Source organism: Kitasatospora sp. NPDC007106, from assembly GCF_040634455.1.
Taxonomy (GTDB): domain Bacteria; phylum Actinomycetota; class Actinomycetes; order Streptomycetales; family Streptomycetaceae; genus Kitasatospora; species Kitasatospora arboriphila.
Window position 1 is genome coordinate 1 of the sequence record NZ_JBEYFP010000148.1, and the last position, 11701, is coordinate 11701.

Annotated in this window: 9 protein-coding genes and 1 pseudogene; 5 read left to right on the plus strand and 5 right to left on the minus strand. The window is 72.7% G+C overall.

Annotated elements, in window-relative coordinates; translation table 11 throughout:
- On the plus strand, positions 1 to 658 hold a 658-nt coding region (locus ABZ641_RS15160; protein WP_359982096.1), incomplete at its 5' end, for an HAD-IC family P-type ATPase.
- Between the two features lie 61 nt (positions 659 to 719).
- Here ABZ641_RS15160 and ABZ641_RS15165 read toward each other — a convergent pair.
- The 3 genes and pseudogenes from ABZ641_RS15165 to ABZ641_RS15175 all read right to left on the minus strand — a co-directional run.
- Complete coding sequence (locus ABZ641_RS15165; RefSeq protein WP_344627018.1) at positions 720 to 1439, minus strand: SDR family oxidoreductase; 720 nt, start codon at positions 1437 to 1439, stop codon at positions 720 to 722.
- Between the two features lie 544 nt (positions 1440 to 1983).
- A complete protein-coding gene (locus ABZ641_RS15170; RefSeq protein ID WP_344627017.1) occupies positions 1984 to 3273 on the minus strand; it encodes a citrate synthase in 1290 nt (429 codons plus the stop codon).
- Positions 3274 to 3497: 224 nt separating this feature from the next.
- Positions 3498 to 4310: pseudogene (locus ABZ641_RS15175) on the minus strand (ATP-binding domain-containing protein); the annotation flags it as partial.
- 192 nt (positions 4311 to 4502) lie between these two features.
- Here ABZ641_RS15175 and ABZ641_RS15180 point away from each other — a divergent pair.
- On the plus strand, positions 4503 to 5099 hold the full coding sequence (locus ABZ641_RS15180) for a DUF308 domain-containing protein (RefSeq protein ID WP_344624166.1): 597 nt from the start codon (positions 4503 to 4505) through the stop codon (positions 5097 to 5099).
- Between the two features lie 64 nt (positions 5100 to 5163).
- Here the strand turns inward: ABZ641_RS15180 and ABZ641_RS15185 are convergent, their stop codons facing one another.
- Positions 5164 to 6855: a methyltransferase gene (locus ABZ641_RS15185; RefSeq protein WP_359982101.1), complete on the minus strand. Its 1692-nt coding sequence runs from the start codon at positions 6853 to 6855 to the stop codon at positions 5164 to 5166.
- A gap of 52 nt (positions 6856 to 6907) precedes the next feature.
- The gene (locus tag ABZ641_RS15190) at positions 6908 to 8125 is read right to left on the minus strand and encodes a 4-hydroxybenzoate 3-monooxygenase (protein WP_359982104.1); all 1218 of its coding nucleotides are present in this window, start codon (positions 8123 to 8125) and stop codon (positions 6908 to 6910) included.
- 268 nt (positions 8126 to 8393) lie between these two features.
- Between ABZ641_RS15190 and ddaH the strand changes: the two genes are divergently transcribed.
- From ddaH to ABZ641_RS15205, 3 genes are all read left to right on the plus strand, one after another.
- Positions 8394 to 9218, plus strand: a complete 825-nt coding sequence (gene ddaH, locus ABZ641_RS15195; RefSeq protein ID WP_344624180.1) for a dimethylargininase — start codon at positions 8394 to 8396, stop codon at positions 9216 to 9218.
- Positions 9219 to 9592: 374 nt separating this feature from the next.
- Positions 9593 to 11002 carry a family 2B encapsulin nanocompartment shell protein gene (locus ABZ641_RS15200; RefSeq protein ID WP_359982107.1) on the plus strand — a complete coding sequence of 470 codons (1410 nt, stop codon included), beginning with the start codon at positions 9593 to 9595 and terminating at the stop codon, positions 11000 to 11002.
- A 154-nt stretch (positions 11003 to 11156) separates the two neighbouring features.
- A partial coding sequence (locus ABZ641_RS15205) for a hypothetical protein (RefSeq protein WP_359982110.1) occupies positions 11157 to 11701 on the plus strand: 545 nt, incomplete at its 3' end.

Below are 11701 nucleotides of genomic sequence, written 5' to 3' on the forward strand. Positions count from 1 at the left end.
GCTGCCGATGCCGGCGGAGCTGGCCGCCGCCCGCGCCGCCGCCGAGCGGGCCGGCCGCACCGCCGTGGTGGTCGGCTGGGACGGCTCCGCCCGGGCCGTCCTGGAGATCGCCGACACGGTGAAGCCGACCAGCGCCGCCGCCGTCGCCGACCTGCGTGCGCTCGGCCTGCGCCCGGTGCTGCTCACCGGCGACAACCGGGCCGTCGCCGAGGCCGTCGCGGCCGAGGTCGGCATCCCCGCCGAGGACGTCCTCGCCGAGGTGCTCCCCGAGGACAAGGTCGCCGCGGTGAAGCGGCTGCAGGCCGAGGGCCGCTCGGTCGCCATGGTCGGCGACGGCGTGAACGACGCCGCCGCGCTCGCCCAGGCCGACCTCGGCCTCGCCATGGGCACCGGGACGGACGCCGCGATCGAGGCCGGCGACCTCACCCTCGTCCGCGGCGACCTGCGCACCGCCGGCGACGCCATCCGGCTCGCCCGCCGCACCCTCGGTACCATCAAGGGCAACCTGTTCTGGGCTTTCGCCTACAACGTCGCGGCGATCCCGCTCGCCGCGGCCGGGCTGCTCAACCCGGTCGTCGCCGGCGCCACCATGGCCTTCTCCTCGGTCTTCGTGGTCACCAACAGCCTGCGGCTGCGCCGCTTCGACGCCTCCTCCTGAGGCGTCCGCACAAGGCCGACGGCCCCGGGCGGATCTCCGCCCGGGGCCGTCGCCGTGGTGCTCAGCGACCGAGCAGCTCGCCGCCGTTGCAGTGCAGGATCTCGCCGGTGATGAACCCGGCCTCCGGCGAGGCCAGGAAGTGGACCGCCGCGGCGACCTCGAACGGCTCGCCGATCCGCCCCAGCAGGGTGCGCGCCGCGCGGCGCGAGACCTCCGCCTCGTCCAGCCGCGGGCCGAAGAACTCGGTGCCGGAGACGGTGCCCGGGGCGACGATGTTCGCGGTGATCCCGGACGGGCCCAACTGGGCTGCCAGGAAGTTGTTCCAGGCGTGCAGCGAGGCCTTCGCCGCCCCGTACGAGCCGGCGCCGCGCAGCGCCGCGATGGAGCTGACCGTCACCACCCGGCCGGAGCCCGGCGTGAGCCGCTCCCGGATCGACTCGGTGAGCAGCACCACCGTGAGCACGTTGCGCTCGAAGTCGCCGCGCCAGCGCGCCAGTACGGCGTGCGGGCCGGCACCGATCACGGTCTCCCGGCTGCCCGCGTTGTTGACCAGGACGTCCACGGTCGCCGGCAGGGAGTCCAGGGCGTGCTCGACCGCGTCCGGGTCGGCGAGGTCGCAGACCAGGGTGGAGACGTTCTCGCCGAGTTCGACGGCCGCCCGTTCGAGGACCGCGCGCCGGCGCCCGACGATCACCACGCGCTCCCCCGCCTCGGCGAAGCGGCGGGCCACCTCGTACCCGATGCCGGTGCCACCACCGGTGACGACGACGTTCCTGGTCATCCGCGCTCTCCCTCCCTGCCCCGACGCCGCCGCAGACGCGTGCGGACGGTCCGTATCGGAATGAGTCGATTCCTATCACGCTGGGTTGCGAAGACTGCGGGGAGGGTGACGCAGCGCGCCGGAAAGCGTGTGATAAGGGGACGGACCGCTCGGCTCGACTCCGGCACCGCGCGCACACGGAGCGTGGAGAGAGACAAGTCACACTCCGGGAACGTAACTCCCGGACCCCGGATACGTCATACCGTGTGTACTGCGGCAGTTTTCTCCGGCCAGCGGCGGTGTGGCGAACGGCTTCACGCCTCCGCACCGGTCGCGCTGCCGCGAACGGGGCTCCGGCGGGCCCCGGTACCGCCGCCGACGAGTTCGGCGGCACAGCGCACGGCGCCGGGGTGCGAAGGTCAGGGACGCTTTGAGCGGCCGTTCCTGGCACGGTCGCACCCGGGTGCCGTGCGCCGGGTCTTTCCCGGCGACCCCGGGGCCAGACGGAACGCCGAAGGGCCCGGCCGCCCCGAGGGGAGCGGCCGGGCCCTTCGCACGGACCGGGTCAGCGGTCGCCGAGGTCCACGTAGTCGCGGATCGCGGTGCCGGTGTAGATCTGCCGCGGACGGCCGATGCGGCTGGTCGGGTCGTTGATCATCTCGTGCCAGTGGGCGATCCAGCCGGGCAGCCGGCCCAGCGCGAACAGCACGGTGAACATGCTGGTCGGGAAGCCCATGGCGCGGTAGATCAGGCCCGTGTAGAAGTCCACGTTCGGGTACAGCTTGCGCGAGACGAAGAAGTCGTCGCTGAGCGCGTGCTCCTCCAGCTTCAGCGCGATGTCGAGCAGCTCGTCGCTCTTGCCGAGCTGGCCGAGCACCTCGTGCGCCAGGAGCTTGACCTGCGCGGCACGCGGGTCGAACGCCTTGTACACGCGGTGGCCGAAGCCCATCAGCTTGACGCCGTCCTCGCGGTTCTTCACCTTGCGGATGAAGGCGTCGACGTCGCCGCCGTCCTTCTGGATCTGCTCGAGCATCTCCAGGACGGCCTGGTTCGCACCGCCGTGCAGCGGGCCCCACAGCGCCGAGATGCCCGCCGAGATCGAGGCGAACAGGTTGGCGTGGCTGGAGCCGACCAGGCGCACGGTGGACGTCGAGCAGTTCTGCTCGTGGTCCGCGTGCAGGATCAGCAGCTTGTCGAGGGCGTTGACGATGACCGGGTTGATCTCGAAGTCCTCGGCGGGGACGGCGAACGTCATCCGCAGGAAGTTCTCGACGTAGCTCAGGTCGTTGCGCGGGTAGACGAAGGGCTGGCCCATCGCCTTCTTGTAGGCGTAGGCCGCGATCGTCGGCAGCTTGGCCATCAGGCGCACCGTCGACATGTGGCGCTGGTCCGCGTCGAACGGGTTGTGGCTCTGCGGGTAGAACGTCGAGAGCGCGCCGACCACCGAGGACAGCATCGCCATCGGGTGGGCGTCCCGCGGGAAGCCCTGGTAGAAGCGCTTGACGTCCTCGTGCAGCAGGGTGTGCTGGGTGATCTCGTCGTTGAAGGCCGTCAGCTCCTCGGCCTTCGGCAGCTCACCGTTGATCAGCAGGTACGCGGTCTCGATGAAGTTGCCGCGCTCGGCGAGCTGCTCGATCGGGTAGCCGCGGTAGCGCAGGATGCCGTTGTCGCCGTCCACGAAGGTGATCGCGGACTTGTAGGCGGCGGTGTTGCCGAAGCCGTTGTCCAGGGTGACCAGGCCGGTCTGCGGGAGCAGCTTCGAGATGTCGAAGCCGGCGTTGCCCGCAGTGCTCTCGACGACGGGGTACTCGTACTCGCCGTCCTGGTACCGCAGTACTACCGAGTTGTCGCTCACGTCTTCCTCACCGACGAAATGAATCCTCATCCGAGTGCCCTGACGTTCCTACGATCCCCCATCCGGAGGACAGCCGCGCACCCGGGGTGGGCCGAAAAGGGGCCCGCCATACAAAACCTGTCGCCGAAGCCGGTGTGAACCGGACAAGATCGGCACCAGACCAGGTTCCGCCCTAAATCTCTTCACGTCAAGACAACCCGGGACCGTACCGCACCCCCGGCGGATCATCCAATCGCCAGCCGATGATCAAGCGCGGAGTGCCGGCGACCTGCACTGACGGCCCTCACCGCCTGCCCGATCGCCCTCCGTGACCCCACCAGTACAACCAGTCTCTTCGCCCTCGTCACAGCCGTGTAGAGAAGATTTCGCTGAAGCATCGACCATGCCGATGTAGTGACCGGAATCACCACCGCCGGATACTCGCTCCCCTGCGACCGGTGGATCGTCACCGCGTACGCGTGCGCCAGCTCGTCCAGCTCGTCGAAGTCGTACGGCACCTCCTCGTCCTCGTCGGTGCGCACCGTCAGCCGCTGCTCCTCCACGCTCAGTGAGACGACCACCCCCACCGTGCCGTTGAAGACGCCGTTCGCCCCCTTCTCGTAGTTGTTCCGGATCTGCGTCACCTTGTCCCCCACCCGGAACGTCCGCCCGCCGAACCGCCGCTCCGCCAACCCCTCCCGGGCCGGCGTCACCGCCCCCTGCAACAGCGTGTTCAGGTTCCCCGCCCCCGCCGGACCACGGTGCATCGGCGCCAGCACCTGCACGTCCCGCCGCGGATCCAGGCCGAACCGCTGCGGGATCCGCCGCGCCACCACGTCCACCGTCAGCCCCGCCGCCCGCTCCGCGTCCTCCTCCGCGAACAGGAAGAAGTCCGGCAGCCCCTCCGTCACCGGCGGCAGCCCCTCGTTGATCCGGTGCGCGTTCGTCACCACCCCCGACTGCTGCGCCTGCCGGAAGATCCGTGTCAACCGCACCGACGGGATCGGGCTGCCCTCCGACAGCATGTCCAGAAGATGTTGAGCAGCGGGTAGTCGTTCACCGTGCGTCTCCCGTCTCGGGCGGCCTGCCTGCCCCGGGGGGTGCGGCAGGCGGGGTACTCCGGATCAACCGTCCCCGGAGCGGGGTGCGCCCGCACCACCCGGCGCGGGTGATCTCCGCCGGCCGGGGCGGCGGGAGACTGGGGCTCCGGGCGCCCCGTGCGCCGGCTCCGCCGAACGAGGGAGCACACCATGACCGCACCCTCCCGTCCCGCCCCCACGGACCCGCAGGACCTGCTGACCGGGCTCGGCAGGTCGTGGCTCTGGCCGCTGTCCTTCGGAGTACTGACCCTGGTGGCGGGCATCGTGATGCTCGCCTGGCCCGAGGAGACCACCCGAGTGGTCGCGATCATCATCGGCCTGCAGTTGCTGGTGGCCGGGGCGGTCCGCTTCGTCACCGCCTTCACCCACGAGGACGGCACCGGCGGCCGGGTGCTGCACGTGCTGATCGCCCTGCTGTCGGTGGTGGCCGGTGTGCTGGTGCTGCGGCACCAGCTGCAGACCGTCGGATTCCTGGCGATCGTGGTCGGCCTCTACTGGCTGCTGGCCGGGATCGTGACGCTGTTCGTGGCGATCTCCACCAAGTCGATGCCGGGCCGCGGGCTCGCGGTCTTCCTGGGCGCGATCGGGGTGATCGCGGGCATCGTGGTGCTCGCCTACCCGGTCGAGTCCGCCGTCGCGCTGGCCAGGCTGCTCGGGCTGTGGCTGCTGCTGCTCGGCCTGATCGAGATCGGCGGTGCCTTCGTGCTCCGCTCGGCCGTGCGCCGGACGGAGGTGCAGATGCGGTGAGGCACTGCCGGGCGGGACGGCGCACCGACGGCCGTCCCGCCCGGTCGTACCGGGCCCGGTGCCGTCAGCGCGTCCGGCGGGCGGCCAGCAGGGCGCCGTCCAGCGGGAGTTCGGCGACACCGGTGAGCTCGAAGCCGGCCTCGGCGAACAGCCTGCCGTAGTGCTCGGCGGTGCGCTCGCGGCCGCCGACGTTGCACAGCATGTGGACGTCCCAGGGCACCGCGAGGGACGGGCCGGCGTCCTCCTCGGCGGGCAGCAGCCGTTCCACCACCAGGAGTTCGGCGTGCTCGGGCACCGCCTCGGCGAGCCGGCGCAGGATCGCCAGGCACTGCCGGTCGTCCCAGTCGTGCAGCACCCGGGAGAGCAGGTAGACGTCGCCTCCGGCGGGCACCTCCTCGGTGAAGTCGCCGGCCACCAGGCGGCAGCGGTCGGCGCAGCCGGCCTTCGTCAGCGTCTCCCGGGCGGCCTCCACCACGTGCGGCCGCTCCAGCAGCACGCCCTCCAGGTGCGGGTGGGCGGCGAGCACCCCGGAGATCAGCGCGCCGTTGCCGCCGGCGACGTCGACCACGACGCGGGCGGCGCCGAAGTCGACGAGTTCGGCGATCGGGTCGAACATCTGGGTACTGGCGGCCATCGACCGGTCGAACAGGTCGGCGAGCTGCGGGTCGGCCGCGAAGTGGGCGAAGTGGTGGGCGCCGTAGGTGTGTTCGAAGGCGTCCCGGCCGGTGCGGACGGCGTATCCGAGGGCGCCGAAGGAGCGGTAGAAGGGGCCGCCGTAGAGCAGGGCGAGCGGGTGCAGCGACCGGTCCGCGTCGGTGCGCAGCAGCCGTCCGAGCTCGGTGGGGCGGTGCGAGCCGGTGCCGTCGGGGGCGAACACGCCGAGCTCGGTGAGGTAGCGCAGCAGCCGCCGCAGCCGGTCGGGGTGGGTGCCGGTGAGCTCGGCGAGCCGCTCGGTGGTCGGCCGCGGGGCGGTGTCGAGGTGGTCGGCGAGCCGCAGTTCGGCGGCGACCGCGACGGCCTGGGTGGCCCAGGCGCCGGTCATCAGGTGCAGCAGCCGGTCGGCAGGGCGGTCGCCGGTGCTGCCGTGGGCGGCGAGGACGCCCGCGTGGTGGCCGGAGGTGTTGAGTTCCAGCCGCCGGTGGCCCGACTCCGCGCCGGTGCGGAAGTAGAGGACGGTGGTGTCCTCGTGGGCGTTGTGCCCGCCGCCGTCGGCGGTGGTGCGGCCGCGGTCCAGCAGGGTGGCGCGCAGCCCGGCGAGCACGACCGGGTCGGGCGTGGTCACCTCCAGCGCGAGGTGCGCCTCGTGGTCGTGGGCGCGCTCGCCGGCGGCGAGGGTGTCGAGGCCGGAGCCGGGCGGGACGGCGAGCGCGAAGATCTCGATCTCGCAGGGGCTGCCGTCGGCCGCGGTCACCGGGGCGCGCAGGATGCCGACCTCCAGGCTGTCGGCGCTGCGCCCGTAGCGGCGGGCGAGCCGCGCGCGGACGACCGTGCTGGGGGCGATCGGGCCCGCCTCCAGCCCTTCCGCCAGGAGCAGGGCGTGCAGGTCGCCGAGCGAGTGCGGGAACACCAGGACGGCGGCGTGGGTGAAGCGGCTGTGCGCGGCGACGGCGTCCCGTTCGGCGGGCGCCAGGCCGGGCAGCAGGTCGGCGAGGACGGTGCCGGTGTCGTTGGCCGCGACGAAGGCGGCGGCCCGGCGGATGCGGTCGAGGTCGTGCGGATGCAGGCGCGGCTGTGCCGCGCCGGGCGGGTTGCCCATGCGGTTGTCTCCCCCGTGGAGCGGGTTTCGTGGTGTGTGGATTGACTGATCGTCAGATGCCGACGTAGTTCTCGGCGAAGTGGTCCTGGTGTCTGCGGGAGGTCTGCAGGCTCTCCAGACGGGCCTGCTGCAGGGCGCGCAGGAAGACGGCGTCGTCGCCGCTGCCGGCCGGGCCGTGCAGCAGGTTGATCATCCAGTGCGAGAACTCCTGCGCCCGCCATATCCGCGGCAGGCAGTCGGCGGAGTAGCGGGCGAGCGGCTGCTCGTCGCCGCCGCGCAGCGCGGCCGTCAGGCCCCGGGCGAGGATCTCCGCCTCCATGACGGCGAGGTTGGCGCCCTTGGCGGCGGCCGGGCTGATCAGGCCGGCCGCGTCGCCGACCAGGAAGAGCTGGCCGTACTGGATCGGGTCGAGGACGTCGGAGGTCATCTCGACCGTCCGGCGTTCCACGATCGGGCCCTCGTGCAGCGGGCCGTGCCGGTCGGCGCGCATCCGGTGGGCGAGGTCGGCCCAGATCCGGGCGTCCGGCCGGGCGTCCGGGGACTCGCCTCTCGGCACCTGGAGGTAGTAGCGGGTGATGTCGGGGGTGCGGGCCATGTGGCCGGCGAAGCCGTCCTCGTGGACGGCGTAGGCGACGGGGCCCATGCTCTGCGGGGCGGCGGCGAGCAGGGCCAGCCAGGTGACGCCGTGGTCGCGGCGGTAGCGGCGGACGGCCCCGGCCGGGACGGCGGTGCGGGCGGTGCCGTGGCGGCCGTCGCAGCCGGCGACGAACCGGGCGGACAGCCGGTGCAGGGTGCCGTCCGCGGACTGCGCGGTGACCGCGGGGTGGTCGCCGGTGATACCGGTGATGCCGACCACCGGGGTCTCGAAGCGCAGGTCGCCGCCGCGGGCGAGGAACTCGGCGACCAGGTCCCGGACGAGGTGCTGCTGCGGGTAGACGGTGTGGGCCTCGCCGCGGCCGAGGCTGCCGTAGTCCAGGTGGAACTCGCCGCGGTCGGTGCGGAAGGCGCAGGTGTCGTGCTGCCGGCCGTCCTTCAGCAGGCCGTCGGCGAGGCCGTTCTCGGTGAGCACCCGGACGGTGTTGGCGGCCAGGAACCCGGCCCGGGCGCGCTGTTCGACGTGGGCGCGGCTCTGCCGCTCCAGGACGGTGCACCGCACCCCGGCGCCGAGCAGCAGGTTGCCGAGGACCAGCCCGGCCGGCCCCGCGCCGACGATCACGACCTCGGCGGCGTCCTCGGCCGCGGCGGTCCCGGGCACGGTGCTTGCGGGCATGGTGGTTCCGGACATGGTGGTGTGTTCCCCCCGTACGTGTTCCTCCGACAGGCTGTCGGGTGCGGTCCCGCAGCCGGTGACCGGCGGCCCCCGAGCCGCCGAACATCCCTCCAACGGCCGGGGGCGCCGACGGGTTTCGGGCGGCGGAGAAAGGTTTACCCAGGTGGCCGGATGTCACTGCACTGCCGCCCGCGGTTCACTCGCCGTTCGGCGGACCCCGCGTAGCGTTCGCGGCGCGGCCGCACACCCGGCGGCCCGCCGCCACGTCCTGGGGGTCACCACCATGCGCCTCGCCCAGCCCCGGCACTACCTCATGTGCCGTCCCACCCACTTCGACGTCGTCTACTCCATCAACCCGTGGATGGACCCGGGCAAGCCCGTCGACACCGCGCTCGCCGTCGCCCAGTGGGAGCAGCTCCGCCGGACGTACCTGGACCTGGGGCACACCGTGGAGACGGTCGAACCGGTGCCCGGCCTGCCGGACATGGTCTTCGCCGCCAACGGCGCCACGGTGCTGGACGGCCGGGCGCTGGTCGCACGGTTCCGCGACCGCGAGCGGGCGGACGAGGCCCCCGCCTACCGCGAGCGGCTGCTCGGCCTGGGCCTGGCCGAGGTGGCGACCGCCGGCTTCGTCAACGAGGGCGAGGGCGACTACCTGCTCTGCGGGGACCTGCTGCTGGCCGGCACCGGCTTCCGCAGCGACCCGCGCTCGCACGCCGAGGCGCAGGAGTTCTTCGGCCGCCCGGTGATCGGGCTGACCCTGGTCGACCCGCGCTTCTACCACCTGGACACCGCCCTCGCGGTGCTGGACGAGCGGACGGTCGCCTACTACCCGGAGGCCTTCACCCCGGGCAGCCGGGCGGTGCTGCGGCGGCTCTTCCCGGACGCGGTGGTCGCCACCGCCGAGGACGCCGCCGTCTTCGGTCTCAACGCGACCTCGGACGGCCGGCACGTCGTGCTGCCGCAGAACGCGACGGCGCTCGCCGAACAGCTGCGCGACCGCGGCTTCGAGCCGATCGGTCTCGATCTGTCGGAGCTGCTGAAGGCCGGCGGCAGCGTCAAGTGCTGCACCCTGGAGCTGCGGAGGGCCTGATCCCGCACGGGGAGAAGCAGCAGGCAGCGGGGCAGCGGGGGCCCGCCGGACGGCTCGCGGAGCCGGCGGCGGGCCCCGGCGCGTCCGGCGTCGTCCGGCCGCGACAACGCGCCCCGCACCCGATCCGCGCGCCCGGTTCTGTCCGCAGCCGTTCGGCCGTGTCGATCACCGGTCAATCCTTTCTGCAGGTGTTTTCACCTGATGGGGTGGCTGACGGCCAGCCGGACGGATCAAGGGTGCGTGACGATCTAGTGTTCCGTTCCGGGCGCCGGTCCACCGCACACGACTGGCGCCGCCTTCCCTTCCCGACACAGGATCTGACGCTCCGCCATGCCCGCGCGAGGCGGCGCACCATACGAAGGAGAACCCTGCCGATGTCCGTGGACGCGAGCCCGGAGGCACCGCAGGTGCAGCAGCAGTCCAGCCTCACCACGGCTGCCGCGCGCAATCTCGCCACGACCACCAAGTCCGCCCCGCAGATGCAGGAGATCACCTCCCGCTGGCTGCTGCGGGTCCTGCCCTGGGTGCAGACAGCCGGTGGCGCCTACCGGGTGAACCGCCGACTGACCTACACGGTCGGCGACGGCCGGATCGAGTTCGTCAAGACCGGCTCCCAGGTCCGGGTGATCCCCCGGGAGCTCGGCGAACTCGCCCTGCTGCGCGGCTTCGAGGACGTCGACGTGCTCACCGTGCTGGCCGACCGCTGCGTCCAGCGGGACTTCGGGCCGGGCGAGGTGCTGGCCGAGCGCGACACCCCGTCCGACCGGATCCACCTGATCGCGCACGGCAAGGTCAGCCGGGTCGGCAGCGGCCGGTACGGCGACGACACCGAGCTCGGGGTGATCGGCGACGGCGACCGCTTCGGCGAGTCCGCGCTGCTCGACCCGGAGGCCGTCTGGGAGTACACCGCGAAGTCCCTCACCGCCGGAACGGTCCTCTCGCTCTCCCGCACCGAGTTCGAGGCCGTGCTGGCCGGCTCCCCCGCGCTGCAGGCGCACATCCACGAGTTCCGTTCGCTGCCCGCGCAGCGGCAGAACGAGCGCGGCGAGGCCGAGATCGCCATGTCGGCCGGCCACCACGGCGAGCACCAACTGCCCGGCGCCTTCGTGGACTACGAGCTGCGCCCCCGCGAGTACGAGCTGAGCGTCGCGCAGACCGTGCTCAAGGTGCACACCCGGGTCGCCGACCTCTACAACCAGCCGATGAACCAGATCGAGCACCAGCTGCGGCTGACCATCGAGGCGCTGCGCGAGCGGCAGGAGCACGAGCTGGTCAACAACCCGGAGTTCGGCCTGCTGCACAACGCCGACTTCGACCAGCGGATCCAGACCCACTCCGGCCCGCCCACCCCGGACGACCTGGACGAGCTGCTGAGCCGCCGCCGCGACTCGGAGTACTTCCTCGCCCACCCGAAGACCATCGCCGCGGTCGGCCGGGAGCTCAACTCCCGCGGGCTGTACCCGGACCACGTCGACCTGGGCGGCCAGAAGGTGCCGGCCTGGCGAGGAGTGCCGATCCTGCCCTGCAACAAGATCCCGATCACCAAGGAGCACACCAGCTCGATCCTGGTGATGCGCACCGGCGAGGACAACCAGGGGGTGATCGGCCTGCACCAGACGGGCATCCCGGACGAGTACCAGCCGAGCCTGTCCGTGCGCTTCATGGGCATCGACGACAAGGCCCTCATCTCCTACCTGGTCACCGCCTACTACTCGGCGGCGATCCTGGTGCCGGACGCGGTCGGCGTGCTGGAGAACGTCGAGATCGCGGGTGGCCGCGGCTGACCGGGTGACGGCCGTAACCCGGCTGTACAAGATCGAGTTGACACGGTGTCGGGCAGCCCGTTCGGGTGCCCGGCACCGCCTCGTGTCCGCCCTCCGATCGTCACCGAACCACCGCCGCCGCACCGTCGCCGGAACGAAAGGCACCAGATCCACCATGCCGGGACCGATCACCCCGCAGGCCCGCGGCGTCCGACTGGCCGGCGCCGTGCTGGGCGCGACCGCCGCCTGCGCCCTGCTGACCGGTGCCGCGTACGGGCGGTCCGCCGCCCCCGGGGTCGACACGGACGTCGACTCCTGCGCTCGGGTCGCCGTCTCGGTGACCGGCGCCGGCGGGGTCGACATCGAAGTGGAGGTCTGGACGGACGTCACGATCGACGTGGACATGGACGCGGTCACGGCCGCCGTCCACCACCCCGGGCAGCCGTCCCTGCCCGCCCACCCCGGCCAGCCCCACCCCGGGCACCCGGTGCATCCGGTGCTCCACCCGACGCACCCCGCCCATCCGGTGCACCCCACGCACCCCGCACATCCCCCGCACCCGACCCATCCGGCCCATCCGCCGCACCCCACCAAGCCGCCGAAGCCCCCGAAACCGCCCAAGCCCCCGAAGCCCCCGCACCCGTGCCCCACCCCGACGCCGTCTCCCACGCCCGCCCCGACCCCCACGCCCACCCCCTCGCCGACACCGACCCCGGTGCC

Bases quoted from the DNA above. Each gene is read 5' to 3' on its own strand.
- ABZ641_RS15180 (WP_344624166.1), top strand. From the start codon at position 4,503: ATGACCGCACCCTCCCGTCCCGCCCCCACGGACCCGCAGGACCTGCTG.
- ABZ641_RS15190 (WP_359982104.1), bottom strand. From the start codon at position 8,125: ATGCCCGCAAGCACCGTGCCCGGGACCGCCGCGGCCGAGGACGCCGCC.
- ABZ641_RS15185 (WP_359982101.1), bottom strand. From the start codon at position 6,855: ATGGGCAACCCGCCCGGCGCGGCACAGCCGCGCCTGCATCCGCACGAC.
- ABZ641_RS15165 (WP_344627018.1), bottom strand. From the start codon at position 1,439: ATGACCAGGAACGTCGTCGTCACCGGTGGTGGCACCGGCATCGGGTAC.
- ABZ641_RS15200 (WP_359982107.1), top strand. From the start codon at position 9,593: ATGTCCGTGGACGCGAGCCCGGAGGCACCGCAGGTGCAGCAGCAGTCC.